Genomic DNA, 13,858 nt, shown 5'->3' with positions numbered 1-13,858 from the left:
GGCTGTAAACGGCGTCATGACTGAGTTCTCGCTCTCCGATCTGGAGAAGATCATTGGCGAACGCGCACGTTCCGGCGATCCGGATTCGTGGACGGCCAAGCTCTTTCAGCGCGGCATAGGCAAGGCGGCGCAGAAACTCGGCGAAGAGGCGGTCGAAACGGTGATCGCAGCCGTCAGCGCCGACCGGGACGCGCTTGTTTCGGAGAGCGCCGATCTCATCTATCATTGGCTTGTCGTTCTCGGCATAGCGGGCATTCCGCTGAGCGATGTGCTCAAGGAGCTCGAACACCGCACCGGTCGTTCGGGCGTCGCCGAAAAGGCGTCTCGGCTGGACCGGGGCTGATCGCTGCGGAGGAACTCGATGGACCAGCTCGCTCCTACCGAGAAGTATTCACCCTATCGGTTCTTCTCGGCCGAGCAATGGTCGCGGTTCCGCGCCGATACGCCGATGACGCTCACCGAAGACGAGATCCATCGTCTGCGGTCGCTGAATGATCCGGTCGATCTCCATGAGGTCGAGCGCATCTACCTTTCGATGTCACGGCTGTTGTCGGCTCATGTCGAAGCCAGTCAACTCCTGTTCAGGCAGCGCCAGGCCTTCTTCAACGCGCTGGACGTGGCCAAGACACCGTTCATCATCGGTGTTGCCGGTTCCGTCGCCGTCGGCAAATCCACCACGGCGCGCGTCCTAAAGGAGCTGCTGGCGCGCTGGCCGTCGAGCCCCAAGGTCGACCTGGTCACCACCGACGGTTTCCTGTTGCCGAACGAGGTCCTGCGCCGCAACAACCTGATGGAGCGCAAGGGCTTTCCCGACAGCTACGATGTCGGCGCGCTGCTGCGCTTCCTGTCCGGCATCAAATCGGCGCAGCGCAACGTCCGCGCGCCGGTCTATTCGCACCTGACCTATGACGTTATCCCGGGCGAGTTCCAGACCATCGACCGGCCGGACATCCTGATCTTCGAAGGCATCAATGTCCTGCAGCCGGGCAACTTGCCCAAGGACGGCAAGATCGTGCCTTTTCTATCGGATTTCTTTGACTTCGCCATCTATATCGATGCGGAAGAAGAGCTGATCCATCACTGGTATATTGCCCGCTTCATGCGGCTGCGCGAAACCGCCTTCCGCGACCCGGCCTCCTTCTTCCACCGCTATTCGCAACTTTCCGAGGATGCGGCCCGCGCCATCGCCGAGGGCCTGTGGGCCAACATCAATCTGAAGAATCTGCGCGAGAATATATTGCCGACGCGCGCCCGAGCCGATCTCATCCTGCGCAAGGGCGCCAACCATCTGGTCGAGGAAGTGGCGCTCCGAAAACTGTGAAATCCCGAGGCATTCCTTAAAGTCATCTTAACCCAGTCTTCCTATTGTCGGGCCTGATCTGCGGGCTCGGCAAACAATGAATGCGCCATTCCTTAATATTGATCGGCCGGCATCTGGCCGCGTCGCACGTCCGGGCAGCGGGACCGCCACGATTGCTCTGATCGTACCGGTCCACAATGAGGAAGGCGCGATTGCTCCATTTCTGAAGGCCGTGTGCGAAAGCACCGCTCCGCTGAAGAATAAAGGCGTTGCCCTCGAGTTCATCTTCGTCAACGACGGCAGCAGCGATAGAACACTCGAAAAGCTGATCGAAGCCCAAGAGGCCGATCCACGCATCCGCGTAATCGACCTTTCACGCAATTTCGGCAAGGAAGCCGCGATGACCGCCGGCCTCGACAGCTGCGATGCCGATGCAGCGATCCCCATGGATGTCGATATGCAGGATCCGCCGCATGTCATTCCGCTGCTTGTGGAAAAGTGGCGCGAGGGTTTCGAGGTCGTTCTCGCCAAGCGAGCCAATCGGTCGAGCGACAGTTTTCTCAAGCAGCGCTCCGCCTCGATGTTCTACCGCGTTCACAACTGGATCGCGCAGCAGAAGATCCCACACGATGTCGGCGACTTCCGGCTGATCGACCGTCAGGTCATCGAAGCGCTGCGCTCCTTGCCCGAACGCCGTCGTTTCATGAAGGGCTTGTTCGCCTGGGTCGGGTTTCGCACTGCAACGGTCGAATACGTCCGCGATCAGCGCATCGCCGGCCAGTCGAAATTCTCCGGCTGGAAGCTGTGGAACTTCGCGCTGGAAGGCATCACCAGCTTCTCCACCGCTCCGCTTGAAATCTGGACCTATGTCGGCGCGATGATTTCCGTGCTGTCGTTCCTCTACGGCCTGCTGATTATCGCCAAGACAATGATCTTTGGCGTTGATGTGCCCGGCTACGCTTCGCTGCTGGTCAGTGTTCTTTTCCTTGGCGGCATCCAGTTGCTCGGTATCGGCATCATCGGACAGTACCTCGGCAGGGTCTACGCCGAGATCAAGCAGCGTCCGATCTACATCGTGCGCCGCAAATATGAGGGAATGGACTGATGGAGCTCGACGCCTACCGGCAGATGGCCGCCACGGAAGACGAGCATTGGTGGTTCTGCGGGCGGCGTGCCATCGCCGAGGCGGTCATTCGCAGCATCGGCCTGCCCGAAAAGGCGCGCATCGTCGAGATCGGCGCCGGCACCGGCGGCAACATCCGGATGCTCGAGCAGTTCGGCGCCGTGACGGCGGTCGAGATGAGCGATCTCGCGCGCCGGATCGCCCGGGAAAAGACCGGCCGCGACTTCCTTGCCGGACACCTGCCGGACAACATTCCTGTCGCGCCGCAAAGCTGCGACCTCGTCTGCCTGTTCGACGTGCTGGAACATGTCGCCGAAGACGAGGCTTCGCTGGCCGCGATCCGCCAAATGCTGAAACCAGGCGGCAGCGTCGTCCTTACGGTGCCCGCACACCAGTGGTTGTGGAGCACGCATGACGTGGGGTTGCATCATATGCGGCGCTATTCACGCAGCCTGCTGCGTGAACGAATTGAGAAGGCTGGCTTCACCATCGACCGGCTGAGCTATACAAATGCCGCGCTCTTTCCTGTAGCGGCACTGGCACGACTGCTAGACAGGTTGCGTACGCCAACCTTGCCAGCCGGCCATGCAACGCCGCCGAAACCGCTGAATGCGGCGATGAAGGCTGTGTTTTCGGCTGAGGGCCGCATCATACCAAACGCAAGTCTGCCCTTCGGTGTTTCGCTGCTGGCGGTGTTCCGCAGCAAGGGCGCCGTCGAAACCGGTCGCCTCGACGAGAAATTGGCAGCTTGACCGCGTAATGGGCACTGGCTCGTATCGTCGACTATCGCGCTTCGCGCTGATTGGCATTGCATCGACGCTGATCTATGCCGTTTGCGCTTTCTTGCTGTCCGCGCTTCCGGGTCCCGTCCTGCCGGCTGCACTGGCTTCGGTTGCCGCCTACATCATCGCTGCGATCTTTTCCTATCTCGGCCACAAATATGTGACTTTTGTATCGCCGGGGACGCATGCGTTTGAGGCACCCCGGTTTTTCCTCCTGACTGCGCTGGGCATTGGTTTTTCCTGGTTGTTGCCCCTGGTCTTGGTCGATTGCCTTGGCACGCGACCAGTGTTGCCGATCGCCATCATCTGTGTCGCCGTGCCGGCAATCAATTACTTCATCCTCGATCGATGGGTGTTTGCCCCGGGTCCAAAGATGCCGGCAGCATCATGAGCGTCTCGGATGACGTCGGCGCCTGGAGTCGGTGGCGCAGCCAGGATTTGGCAGAATCGCTGGTTTCCAGCCGCAGTGTTTTTGCCTTCGCTGCAATCACGGTCCTCTCAATCGCTTGGCAGATGCGCTGGGGAACCATTCCGGATACGAGTTGGCTGACCACTGTCTGCGAGCGTATGCTCTCCGGTGAGCGGCTTTACTCGCAAATCCACGAGACCAACCCGCCATTCAGTGTATGGCTCTATATGCCGCCGGTGGCTGCGGCCAGGATGCTGGGGGTTGCTCCCGAAATCCTGGTTCAGGCTTGGACATACCTGGCCGCATTGATCGGGCTTTTATTCTCCGGCGCCATCATCAAACGCGCCGGGTTCACGGAAACGCCCTTGCTGTTTGCGCTGGGCCCGGCCTTCTACGCGATGCTGGTCATCTTCCCGGGCAACGTCTTCAGTGAGCGCGAGCACATCGGCATCGCGCTGTTCATGCCGCTGCTGGCGCTGCATGCCTGGCGGGCGCGAAAAGAGGCAAGCACGCAACCAAGCTCAGGTCTCGCCGGGCTGGCCGGCCTTTCTGGCGGGGCGCTCCTGCTGATCAAGCCTTATTATGCGATCATGGTGCTGGCGCCGGCGCTGCTCGTTGCAGCGCATCGGCGCAGCCTAAGACCGGTGTTCGCCCTGGAACACTGGGTGATCGGCGGCGTTTGCATCGCCTACCTGGCAGCGGTCACCCTGATCTATCCGGAATTCCTGCGCGACGTCTATCCGCAGCTGGCGGACGTTTATGCTCAAGAGCGCATCTTTCTGCCGATTGTGGCGTGCTACGGTATAACCTGCTGGTGTCTCCCGTTGCTGATCTGGTGGTTGTGGCCGACTGGGCGTTTTCCAGAACTGGCGGCTGTAGCGCTAGCAGCGTCGATTGCCGGCTTGTTCCCGCTGTTCTACCAGGCCAAAGGCTGGACCTATCACGCCTATCCCACGATTTTTTACGCCATAGCGACCATTCTTTGCCTTTGCCGAGAAGCGAGCGGCAACCGGTATGGCTGCTCTCTCGTATCGGGGTTCCTCCGCGGGCCTTGGTGCTGGTGGGGGTTGCGGCCGCTTTCTTGCCGTACTCGACCGTCGAGCAAACGGACTACGTGTTGGCTGATGCCATTCGCGCCGCAACCGATCGACCAACCGTTGCATTGATCAGCCCGGATCTTTCCGCCGGACATCCGCTGAGCCGCATGGTCGACGGGCAGTTCGTTTCGACGCATGTCAGCGATTGGCTCGGAGCGTATTCGCTCGATCTGTCGCGGCGGGCGGCTCTCTCCGGCGATGCCAGCGAGGCGGCGCGTTACCAAGCCATCATGGTGCGCTATGCCGAAAGCAAACGTGAAGAATTTGAGCGACTGCGACCCGATGTCATCATCTTCCAGGATGACGGCCCTTGGACACGCCAGTTGATCGAGCGTTTTGGCTTCGACGCCATTCTGGCCCGCTACCGCGTGCTCGCCGAAGACAAGCGCCTACGCATCTACCTGCGTAACGATTATGTTCGCCCCAGCCCCTAGCCCGTCCGATTCCATCGGCTTTACATCGCTTTAGTCACCCGCCTCAGCGTCAGATTAATCCGGCCGCCGTTCTTGAGCAACGCCGAGGTCGACGGGTAGATGCGGTCGACGCCGTGAAAGCAGAGCCGCCCTTCGCCGCCAAGCACGACGACGTCGCCGCTCTTCAGCCTGAACGATTTGGTGGCGCCGTCGCGCGTGGTCTGGCCGACCCGGAACAGGCAATCGTCGCCGAGTGAGACCGAGACGACAGGTGCGGAGAGATCGATCTCGTCACGGTCCTGGTGAAGACCCATCTTGGCGTCCTGCGAATAGAAATTGATCAGGCAGGCCTGCGGCGGGTGCGCATGGCCAGACACGTCTCGCCACAGTTCGAGCAGTACCTCCGGGATCGGCGGCCAAGGTCTCCCGGTCACCGGGTGGGTCGGCTGGTAGCGATAGCCTTGCTCCTTGTCGGTGACCCAGCCCAGCGGGCCGCAATTGGTCATGCGCACGCTCATCTCCTTGCCGGTGCGCGGCATTGCCGGCACGAACAGCGGGGCTTCCTGCACGACTTTCCTGACATCTTCCACCAGCGCTTCCTGCGAGGCACGCGACAGGTAGCCGGGCATATGGCGGACGCCTTTGGGCAGCACGAGCATCAGCTTGATCGTTTCATTGGGTCTTTTGAGAAAATGATGCCACCAGCTCATGAAGACGGCGACCCGAAATCCGCCTCCGACAGTGGCTGCGAACCTTACACCGGCGATCTGGAATCCGAAGCCGCTTCGGCAGCGCCGCGGCCGTCAATCATCCTCGACCCGGCCGCGCAGCTTCTTGATCGAGCCGCGCCCGGCTTTGCCCTTTAGCCGTCTTTCGACCGCGCCCTTGGATGGCCTGGTCTTCTTGCGTGGCGGTGGCGGTGGTTCGGCGGCCTTGGCGACCAGTGCCGTCAGCCGCGCGCGGGCGTCGGCCCGGTTCTGCTCCTGCGTGCGGAAGCGTCCGGCTTCGATGACAACGACGCCGTCCTTGGTGGCGCGCTGGCCGGCGAGCTTGATGGTCCGATCGCGCACGCGCTCCGACAGGCCCGGTGCATTGGCGGCATCGAAGCGCAATTGCACCGCCGTCGCCACCTTGTTGACGTTCTGGCCGCCCGGGCCGGACGAACGGATGAAGTCCTCGTGCAGGTCGCCCGGATTAATCACCGCATCGTCGGTAATGATGATCTTGTCGTCGGCGTTCATGCCGCAGTCATGGCGCGGCAGGCGAAAAAAGAAAAGGCCCGATCGAAACCGGGCCTTGAAGCGTCGCCATGTGGCGGGGGCTATTCCGCTGCGACCTGCATGCGTGGTGCAGAGCCGAGTACGGTGGCGTCGACATGGGCTTCGAACTTTTCGAAATTGTCGACGAACATACCGACCAGCCTTGCCGCTTGCCGGTCATAGGCGGGCTTGTCGATCCAGGTCGATCTCGGGTCGAGAATGGCGCGGTCGACGCCGGCAACCGTCACCGGTACGTCAAACCCGAAATTGGCGTCGGTCCTGAAGTCGGCCGCTTTCAGCGAGCCGTCGAGCGCTGCCGCAAGCAGCGCCCGCGTTGCCTTGATCGGCATCCGTTTGCCGGTGCCGTAGGCGCCGCCGGTCCAGCCGGTGTTGACCAGCCAGCAATCGACACCGTGGCATGCGATAAGCTCGCGCAGCAGATTGCCGTATTCCGATGGATGCCGCGGCATGAACGGTGCGCCGAAGCAGGTCGAAAATGTCGCTTCGGGTTCGGTAACGCCCTTCTCGGTCCCCGCCACCTTGGCGGTATAGCCGGAGAGGAAATGGTACATGGCCTGCGCCGGGGTCAGCCGCGCGATCGGCGGCATCACGCCGAATGCGTCGGCGGTCAGCATGATGATGTTCTTCGGGTGGTTGGCGCGCCCCGTCTTGCTGGCGTTTGGAATGAAGTCGAGCGGGTAGGCGCAGCGCGTGTTTTCGGTCAGCCCGCCATCGTCGAAATCCGGCACACGGCCGGCGTCGAGCGCTACATTTTCCAGCACCGTGCCGAAGCGCTGGGTGGTGGCGAAGATCTCCGGCTCGGCTTCGGCGGAAAGCTTGATCGTCTTGGCATAGCAGCCGCCTTCGAAATTGAAGATGCCATGCGGTCCCCAGCCATGCTCGTCATCACCGATCAGCGTCCGCGACGGGTCGGCCGACAACGTCGTCTTGCCGGTCCCGGAAAGGCCGAAGAAAACGGCCGCGTCGCCGGCCGGCCCTTCATTGGCCGAGCAATGCATCGGCATCACGCCTTTTGCCGGCAGCAGATAGTTAAGCACGGTGAACACCGACTTCTTCATTTCGCCGGCATAGGAGGTGCCCCCGATCAACACGATCATGCGCGAAAGATCGACGGCAATCACCGTTTCGCCGCGCGTGCCGTGGCGGGCGGGATCGGCGCGGAACGACGGCAGGTCGATGATCGTCAAATCGGGCACGAAATGCTCGAGTTCGGCGGCTGCCGGCCGGATGAGCAGATTGCGGATGAACAAGGAGTGCCAGGCAAGCTCCGTGATCACCCTGGTCGGCAGCTTCAGTTCCTCGTCGGCACCGCCGACCAGGTCCTGTACATAAAGGTCCTTTTCGGCTGCATGGAGGCGAAAATCTCCAAGCAGCGCATCGAACTGGACCGGCGAAATCGCCTTGTTGTTGTCCCACCACACATGCGGTGCGGTGCTTTCGTCGCGCACCACGAATTTGTCCCTGGGCGAGCGGCCGGTGTGCTGCCCGGTTTCGGCGGCAAGCGCGCCATGGGCGGTGAGTCGGGCCTCGCCGCGGCGGATTGCCTCCTCGTACAGCGCAGCCGCGCCGAAATTATAGCGCACCACGCCCGTGGTTCTCAGGCCGATCCGATCGATTGCGCATGCAGGATTGCGTTTGCCGGCTTCCGACATGGGTGTCCCTTCTTCGATTTACCGCGTCTTTACCGGCGAATTTCCGGAACCCCAATTGCAGGAGCTAAAAACGTCAAAATCAGAAAAGGCGAATGATATCAAATCATTAATCGATTTAAATATTTTGAAAGTTGTTTAAATCGTTTATATGTGCGAAAACATTGGTGGTTGCCCAAAGGATTGGCGATGTTCATTCGTCCAATCCATATCGAGGTACAATTGTGGCCGCCGGCATGCCGCGCGTGACAGCGGATAGAGTCTATGCCACATTTTGTACCTAATTTGTCCTGCAAAAGCCCCTTCTCGACGAAAGAAGGGACAGCTCATGAGGGAGCCGCTTGAAATGGCAACAATCGCGCTTGTCGACGACGATCGCAACATTCTGACTTCGGTTTCGATCGCCCTCGAATCCGAGGGTTATCGGGTCGAAACCTACACGGATGGGGCGTCGGCGCTGGAGGGGCTGGCGGCGCGCCCGCCGAACCTCGCCATCCTCGACATCAAGATGCCGCGCATGGACGGCATGGAGCTGCTGCGCCGGATGCGTCAGAAATCCGACCTGCCGGTGATCTTCCTGACCTCCAAGGACGACGAGATCGATGAACTGTTCGGCCTCAAGATGGGCGCCGACGACTTCATCCGCAAACCCTTCTCGCAGCGTCTTCTGGTCGAACGCGTCCGCGCCGTGCTGCGCCGCGCCAGCACCCGCGAGGCGGCTGCCAAGGCGCCCAACCAGCAGGCTCGATCGCTTGAGCGCGGCCAGCTTGTCATGGACCAGGAGCGCCACACCTGCACCTGGAAGGGCGAGCCGGTGACGCTTACTGTCACCGAGTTCCTCATCCTGCATTCGCTGGCCCAGCGTCCGGGCGTCGTAAAAAGCCGTGATGCGCTGATGGATTCGGCTTATGATGAGCAGGTCTATGTCGATGACCGCACCATCGACAGTCACATCAAGCGGCTGCGCAAAAAGTTCAAGGCCGTCGATGATGACTTCGAAATGATCGAAACCCTTTACGGAGTCGGATATCGGTTCCGCGAAGCTTGAGTCGAGCGGGAGCTGCTATTCGATGGCAGTGGAAGTAGAGCGAGTGAGACGGTCGGGCGCCGCCAGGCGCCCGCCGCGGATTCTGCCCGCCTTCGTGTCGAAAATCACGGTGCCGATGCGCCGATTTCTCGGCCATCACATCTTTTCCAGCCTGACGCGGCGCATCCTCTTTCTCAACCTTGCCGGCCTTGCTGTCCTGGTCACCGGCATTCTCTATCTCAACACCTTTCGTGACGGGCTGATCGACGCCCGTGTCGAAAGCCTGATGACCCAGGGCGAGATCATCGCCGGGGCGATCGCGGCATCGGCGACGGTCGAGACCGATTCGATCAGCATCGATCCGGAGAAGCTGCTCGAGTTGCAGGCCGGCGAAAGCCTCGGCCCGGGCTCCGATCAGCTCGACAACCTCGATTTCCCGATCAATCCGGAGCGCGTGGCGCCGGTGCTCAGGCGGTTGATCTCGCCGACGCGGACGCGCGCCCGCATTTACGACCGCGACGCCAACCTGCTGCTCGATTCCCGCCATCTCTATTCGCGCGGCCAGATCCTTCGCTACGACCTGCCGCCGGTCGAAGAGGAAAAGCCCGACCTTCTGGAGCGCATCCAGAAATTCGTCTTCGATTTCTTCCGCAACAAGCAGCTGCCCGTCTATCGCGAGCAGCCGGGTGGCAACGGCGCCGCGTTTCCGGAAGTGGTCAAGGCGCTTACCGGCGGTCCGTCGACTATCGTGCGGATCTCGGAGCAGGGCGAGCAGATCGTTTCTGTGGCGGTGCCGATCCAGCGCTTCCGTGCCGTTCTCGGCGTGCTGATGCTGTCGACCGAAGGCGGCGACATCGACAAGATCGTCGCGGCCGAGCGCAAGGCGATCCTGCGCGTGTTTGGCATCGCCGCCCTGGTTACCGCCATCCTGTCGATGCTGCTGGCCTCCACCATCGCCAATCCGCTGCGCCGGCTTTCCGCGGCAGCCGTCAGGGTTCGCCGCGGTGTCAAGAACCGCGAGGAAATCCCCGACTTCTCCGATCGACAGGACGAGATCGGCAATCTGTCGATCGCCGTGCGCGACATGACCAATGCGCTCTACGCCCGCATCGAGGCGATCGAAAGTTTTGCCGCGGATGTCTCGCACGAGTTGAAGAACCCGCTCACCTCGCTGCGCAGCGCGGTGGAGACATTGCCGCTGGCCAAGAACGACAATTCGCGCAGCCGGCTGATGGACATCATCCAGCACGATGTGAGGCGGCTGGACCGCTTAATCACCGATATTTCCGATGCCTCCCGTCTTGATGCCGAACTCGCGCGGGAAGACGCGGGAACCGTCGACCTGAAGAAGTTCATCACCGATCTGGTCGCCGTCTCGCGCGAGGCGACGCGCAACAAGAAGGCGGTCGAGATCGAATTCAAGGTCGCCAAACTGCCGCAGGGCGTGAAAGGCTACTTCGTCGTCGGCCATGATCTGAGGATCGGCCAGGTGATCACCAATTTGATCGAGAACGCCCGCTCGTTCGTTCCCGAAGAACGTGGCCACATCACCATATCGCTGGCGCGCGCCGGCAAGTTCAACATCGTCACCGTCGACGACAACGGCCCCGGCATCCGGGCCGACAACATAGATCGCATTTTCGAGCGGTTCTATACCGACCGGCCGGCCGGTGAGGCGTTCGGCCAGAACTCGGGCCTTGGCCTGTCGATCAGCCGGCAGATCGTCGAAGCGCATGGCGGCACGCTGAGCGCCGAGAACATCCCGGGCACCAAGCCCGGCGAGATCAAGGGCGCGCGCTTCGTGGTGACGCTGCCGGCCGAAGGCTGACACATGAATTCCAATCACGCCTGGTTCAATTGTGCAGCCTGAAAACATTCACGGCACCGCGATCCTGATAGGTGATCGCGGCATTCTCATCACCGGACCGTCCGGTTTAGGCAAGACTACGCTGGCGCTCACCTTGATCGATCATTGTAGACAGCGCGGGCTGTTTTCCCGGCTGATCAGCGATGACCAGCTCTATGCCGCCGATCGCCAGGGGCGGCTGGTCTGCCGCGCGCCTGCCAGCATCGCCGGCCTCGTCGAAGTGCCGGGATTTGGCCCAAAACCGATACCGTTTGAGCCAAGCTGCGTGATCGACCTCGTTATCCGACTGGTGCCGGCCGGCAAGATGGTCCGCTTCCAGGAAGATTTGACAGAGATCATAGCTGGCGTTCCAGTGCCGCGCATCGATCTTGCCGGGCGCAACGTCGCGGCGGCCCTGCCGGCAGTGATGTCGCGCCTGTCGATTGCGCCTTTCCTGTGATCCAATCTCGATTTTTTGCTGCAATGCGTCAAATTGGCTTGGGCCGGCGCAATTTTGGGCTTGTCAACGGGCCTTGCGTCGACAAGATAGCGCTCCCGCCACCTGGGATGGTCGGCGAGCATAAAATGCGCCTGTGAAGCGGCGATGACGGGAGCCACCAAAGAATGATCGGACTCGTGCTTGTAACGCACGGTCAACTGGCCGCCGAGTTCCGCCATGCCGTGGAACACGTCGTTGGGCCACAAGACAATTTCGAGACCGTGGCGATCGGTGCCGACGACGATATGGAACAGCGCCGCCGCGACATTATCGACGCGGTCGGCCGGGTCGATACGGGATCAGGCGTCATCGTTTTGACCGACATGTTCGGTGGCACGCCCTCCAACCTCGCCATTTCGGTGATGGAATCCGGCCGCATCGAGGTCATTGCCGGCATGAACCTGCCGATGCTGATCAAGCTGTCCAGCGTTCGCAAAGGCGACAACATGACGGCCGCGCTGGATGAGGCACAGGCTGCCGGCCGCAAATACATCAATGTCGCCAGTCAGCTCCTGAGCAGCAAATGAGCGCACTGTTGCCGGAAAAGGACAAGATCGTTCGCGACTTTCCGATTGTTAATCAGCGCGGCCTGCATGCGCGCGCCTCGGCCAAGTTCGTTCAAATTGCCAGCGGCTTCAATGCCACGGTCCAGGTCGAGAAGGACGGCGTCAAGGTCGGCGGCACCTCGATCATGGGCCTGATGATGCTGGCGGCGAGCCCCGGCTATTCGATCCGCGTCACCGCCAGCGGCCCGGAGGCCGAAGAGGTCATCGAGGCGCTGGAGCAATTGGTTGCTTCCCGTTTCGGCGAGGAAAGCTGACGGCGCCCTCTCGCGCCGGGTCGTCGCCGAAGACATGCACGGATAAAGATTTCTTTATATCCCATTGTCGTCCAACTCTCGATCTGCTAGTCAGGCCGGCAACTCGCGCCTTTCGACACGCCTTTCGGGGCGGGCGCGTCCCGCAAACAATTCTTGATCGGAGCACTGCCATGACGGGTAGCAAGGACTATGTGGTCGCAGACATCGCGCTTGCCGGCTGGGGCCGCAAGGAGATCGAGATCGCCGAAACCGAAATGCCGGGCCTGATGGCCTGCCGCGAGGAATTCGGCGACAAGAAGCCGCTCAAGGGAGCGCGCATCACCGGCTCGCTGCATATGACCATCCAGACGGCGGTGCTGATCGAAACGCTTAAGGCGCTCGGCGCCGATATCCGCTGGGCTTCCTGCAACATCTTCTCGACCCAGGACCACGCCGCCGCGGCCATTGCCGAGGCCGGCATTCCGGTGTTTGCCGTCAAGGGCGAGACGCTCGAGGACTATTGGGTCTACACCGACAAGATCTTCCAGTGGGCCGATGGCGGCACCTCCAACATGATCCTCGACGACGGTGGCGATGCCACCATGTACATCCTGATCGGCGCCCGCGCCGAGGCCGGCGAGGATGTGCTGTCCAATCCGGGCAGCGAAGAGGAAGAGATCCTGTTTGCCCAGATCAAGAAGCGCATGCAGGCATCGCCCGGCTTCTTCACCAAGCAGAAGGAAGCGATCCGCGGCGTCACCGAAGAAACGACGACCGGCGTCAACCGGCTCTACCAACTGCAGAAGAAGGGCCTGCTGCCGTTTCCGGCGATCAACGTCAATGATTCCGTGACCAAGTCGAAATTCGACAACAAATATGGCTGCAAGGAATCGCTTGTCGACGGCATTCGCCGCGGCACCGACACGATGATGGCCGGCAAGGTCGCCGTCGTCTGCGGCTATGGCGATGTCGGCAAGGGTTCGTCGGCTTCGCTCAAGGGCGCCGGCGCCCGCGTCAAGGTCACCGAGGTCGATCCGATCTGCGCGCTGCAGGCGGCGATGGACGGTTTCGAGGTGGTCACGCTCGAAGACGCGGCACCGACGGCCGACATCGTCATCACCACCACCGGCAACAAGGACGTCGTTACCCTCGACCACATGCGCCTGATGAAGGATATGGTAATCGTCGGCAACATCGGTCACTTCGACAACGAGATCCAGGTGGCGTCGCTGCGCAACCTGAAGTGGACCAACATCAAGCCTCAGGTCGATATGATCACCTTCCCGGACGGCAAGCGGATGATCCTTTTGTCGGAAGGCCGTCTCCTCAACCTCGGCAACGCCACCGGCCACCCGAGCTTCGTCATGTCGGCGTCCTTCACCAACCAGGTGTTGGCCCAGATCGAGCTGTACACCAAGCCCGGCCAGTACCAGAACCAGGTCTACGTCCTGCCGAAGCATCTCGACGAAAAGGTCGCGCGCCTGCATCTCGACAAGCTCGGTGCCCGCCTGACCGAACTGTCCGGCGAACAGGCCGCCTATATCGGCGTCACCCCACAGGGACCGTTCAAGCCGGAACACTACCGCTATTAACCACGGCGGCGCTTGCCACTAGATATTGAAGCCGGGCGATTG

At 61.4% G+C, this 13,858-nt stretch carries 16 protein-coding genes; 13 read left to right on the top strand and 3 right to left on the bottom strand.

The window, feature by feature from the left end:
• Positions 1 to 16 precede the first annotated feature (16 nt).
• From NKI85_RS06215 to NKI85_RS06185, 7 genes are all read left to right on the top strand, one after another.
• On the top strand, positions 17 to 343 hold the full coding sequence (locus NKI85_RS06215; protein ID WP_352522393.1) for a phosphoribosyl-ATP diphosphatase: 327 nt from the start codon (positions 17 to 19) through the stop codon (positions 341 to 343).
• 18 nt (positions 344 to 361) lie between these two features.
• Positions 362 to 1,321: a type I pantothenate kinase gene (coaA, locus tag NKI85_RS06210; RefSeq protein WP_352522394.1), complete on the top strand. Its 960-nt coding sequence runs from the start codon at positions 362 to 364 to the stop codon at positions 1,319 to 1,321.
• A 76-nt stretch (positions 1,322 to 1,397) separates the two neighbouring features.
• Complete coding sequence (locus tag NKI85_RS06205) at positions 1,398 to 2,405, top strand: glycosyltransferase family 2 protein (protein ID WP_352522396.1); 1,008 nt, start codon at positions 1,398 to 1,400, stop codon at positions 2,403 to 2,405.
• Complete coding sequence (locus tag NKI85_RS06200; RefSeq protein WP_352522398.1) at positions 2,405 to 3,175, top strand: class I SAM-dependent methyltransferase; 771 nt, start codon at positions 2,405 to 2,407, stop codon at positions 3,173 to 3,175. The genes NKI85_RS06205 and NKI85_RS06200 overlap by 1 nt, the downstream gene beginning before the upstream one ends.
• Before the next feature lie 7 nt (positions 3,176 to 3,182).
• Entirely contained in the window at positions 3,183 to 3,596 is a 414-nt protein-coding gene (locus NKI85_RS06195; protein ID WP_352522399.1) for a GtrA family protein, read from the top strand.
• Complete coding sequence (locus NKI85_RS06190; RefSeq protein ID WP_352522400.1) at positions 3,593 to 4,780, top strand: hypothetical protein; 1,188 nt, start codon at positions 3,593 to 3,595, stop codon at positions 4,778 to 4,780. The genes NKI85_RS06195 and NKI85_RS06190 overlap by 4 nt, the downstream gene beginning before the upstream one ends.
• Positions 4,732 to 5,145, top strand: a complete 414-nt coding sequence (locus NKI85_RS06185; RefSeq protein WP_352522401.1) for a hypothetical protein — start codon at positions 4,732 to 4,734, stop codon at positions 5,143 to 5,145. The genes NKI85_RS06190 and NKI85_RS06185 overlap by 49 nt, the downstream gene beginning before the upstream one ends.
• Before the next feature lie 20 nt (positions 5,146 to 5,165).
• Here NKI85_RS06185 and NKI85_RS06180 read toward each other — a convergent pair whose 3' ends face one another.
• From NKI85_RS06180 to NKI85_RS06170, 3 genes are all read right to left on the bottom strand, one after another.
• A complete protein-coding gene (locus tag NKI85_RS06180) occupies positions 5,166 to 5,783 on the bottom strand; it encodes an alpha-ketoglutarate-dependent dioxygenase AlkB family protein (RefSeq protein ID WP_352522753.1) in 618 nt (205 codons plus the stop codon).
• Positions 5,784 to 5,927: 144 nt separating this feature from the next.
• On the bottom strand, positions 5,928 to 6,365 hold the full coding sequence (gene arfB / locus NKI85_RS06175; protein ID WP_352522402.1) for an alternative ribosome rescue aminoacyl-tRNA hydrolase ArfB: 438 nt from the start codon (positions 6,363 to 6,365) through the stop codon (positions 5,928 to 5,930).
• 80 nt (positions 6,366 to 6,445) lie between these two features.
• Positions 6,446 to 8,056: a phosphoenolpyruvate carboxykinase gene (locus NKI85_RS06170; RefSeq protein ID WP_352522404.1), complete on the bottom strand. Its 1,611-nt coding sequence runs from the start codon at positions 8,054 to 8,056 to the stop codon at positions 6,446 to 6,448.
• A gap of 343 nt (positions 8,057 to 8,399) precedes the next feature.
• On the opposite strand from NKI85_RS06170, the gene NKI85_RS06165 reads away from it, so the two are divergent.
• The 6 genes from NKI85_RS06165 (at position 8,400) to ahcY (ending at position 13,816) form a co-directional block, all read left to right on the top strand.
• A complete protein-coding gene (locus NKI85_RS06165; protein ID WP_023677547.1) occupies positions 8,400 to 9,101 on the top strand; it encodes a response regulator transcription factor in 702 nt (233 codons plus the stop codon).
• A gap of 22 nt (positions 9,102 to 9,123) precedes the next feature.
• Positions 9,124 to 10,908: a sensor histidine kinase gene (locus tag NKI85_RS06160; protein ID WP_352522405.1), complete on the top strand. Its 1,785-nt coding sequence runs from the start codon at positions 9,124 to 9,126 to the stop codon at positions 10,906 to 10,908.
• Positions 10,909 to 10,939: 31 nt separating this feature from the next.
• Positions 10,940 to 11,386, top strand: a complete 447-nt coding sequence (locus NKI85_RS06155; protein WP_352522406.1) for an HPr kinase/phosphorylase — start codon at positions 10,940 to 10,942, stop codon at positions 11,384 to 11,386.
• A 164-nt stretch (positions 11,387 to 11,550) separates the two neighbouring features.
• Positions 11,551 to 11,952: a PTS sugar transporter subunit IIA gene (locus tag NKI85_RS06150; RefSeq protein ID WP_352522407.1), complete on the top strand. Its 402-nt coding sequence runs from the start codon at positions 11,551 to 11,553 to the stop codon at positions 11,950 to 11,952.
• Positions 11,949 to 12,245, top strand: coding sequence for an HPr family phosphocarrier protein (locus tag NKI85_RS06145; protein WP_352522408.1), 297 nt, complete (start codon positions 11,949 to 11,951; stop codon positions 12,243 to 12,245). Before NKI85_RS06150 ends, NKI85_RS06145 begins: the two co-directional genes overlap by 4 nt.
• 170 nt (positions 12,246 to 12,415) lie before the next feature.
• Positions 12,416 to 13,816 (top strand): adenosylhomocysteinase, encoded by a 1,401-nt coding sequence (ahcY, locus tag NKI85_RS06140; protein WP_352522409.1) that lies wholly within the window; start codon positions 12,416 to 12,418, stop codon positions 13,814 to 13,816.
• Positions 13,817 to 13,858: the final 42 nt, after the last annotated feature.

Source organism: Mesorhizobium sp. M0571, assembly GCF_040320985.1.
GTDB lineage: Bacteria > Pseudomonadota > Alphaproteobacteria > Rhizobiales > Rhizobiaceae > Mesorhizobium.
The sequence above is the reverse complement of the archived record's forward strand: the minus strand, read 5'-3'. Positions and strand labels throughout refer to the sequence as shown.

Excerpts from the sequence above, each read along its gene's own strand:
- NKI85_RS06215 (WP_352522393.1), top strand. The coding sequence starts at position 17 with ATGACTGAGTTCTCGCTCTCCGATCTGGAGAAGATCATTGGCGAACGC.
- coaA (WP_352522394.1), top strand. The coding sequence starts at position 362 with ATGGACCAGCTCGCTCCTACCGAGAAGTATTCACCCTATCGGTTCTTC.
- NKI85_RS06205 (WP_352522396.1), top strand. The coding sequence starts at position 1,398 with ATGAATGCGCCATTCCTTAATATTGATCGGCCGGCATCTGGCCGCGTC.
- NKI85_RS06200 (WP_352522398.1), top strand. The coding sequence starts at position 2,405 with ATGGAGCTCGACGCCTACCGGCAGATGGCCGCCACGGAAGACGAGCAT.
- NKI85_RS06195 (WP_352522399.1), top strand. The coding sequence starts at position 3,183 with ATGGGCACTGGCTCGTATCGTCGACTATCGCGCTTCGCGCTGATTGGC.
- NKI85_RS06190 (WP_352522400.1), top strand. The coding sequence starts at position 3,593 with ATGAGCGTCTCGGATGACGTCGGCGCCTGGAGTCGGTGGCGCAGCCAG.
- NKI85_RS06180 (WP_352522753.1), bottom strand. The coding sequence starts at position 5,783 with ATGCTCGTGCTGCCCAAAGGCGTCCGCCATATGCCCGGCTACCTGTCG.
- arfB (WP_352522402.1), bottom strand. The coding sequence starts at position 6,365 with ATGAACGCCGACGACAAGATCATCATTACCGACGATGCGGTGATTAAT.
- NKI85_RS06170 (WP_352522404.1), bottom strand. The coding sequence starts at position 8,056 with ATGTCGGAAGCCGGCAAACGCAATCCTGCATGCGCAATCGATCGGATC.
- NKI85_RS06165 (WP_023677547.1), top strand. The coding sequence starts at position 8,400 with ATGGCAACAATCGCGCTTGTCGACGACGATCGCAACATTCTGACTTCG.
- NKI85_RS06160 (WP_352522405.1), top strand. The coding sequence starts at position 9,124 with ATGGCAGTGGAAGTAGAGCGAGTGAGACGGTCGGGCGCCGCCAGGCGC.
- NKI85_RS06150 (WP_352522407.1), top strand. The coding sequence starts at position 11,551 with ATGATCGGACTCGTGCTTGTAACGCACGGTCAACTGGCCGCCGAGTTC.
- NKI85_RS06145 (WP_352522408.1), top strand. The coding sequence starts at position 11,949 with ATGAGCGCACTGTTGCCGGAAAAGGACAAGATCGTTCGCGACTTTCCG.
- ahcY (WP_352522409.1), top strand. The coding sequence starts at position 12,416 with ATGACGGGTAGCAAGGACTATGTGGTCGCAGACATCGCGCTTGCCGGC.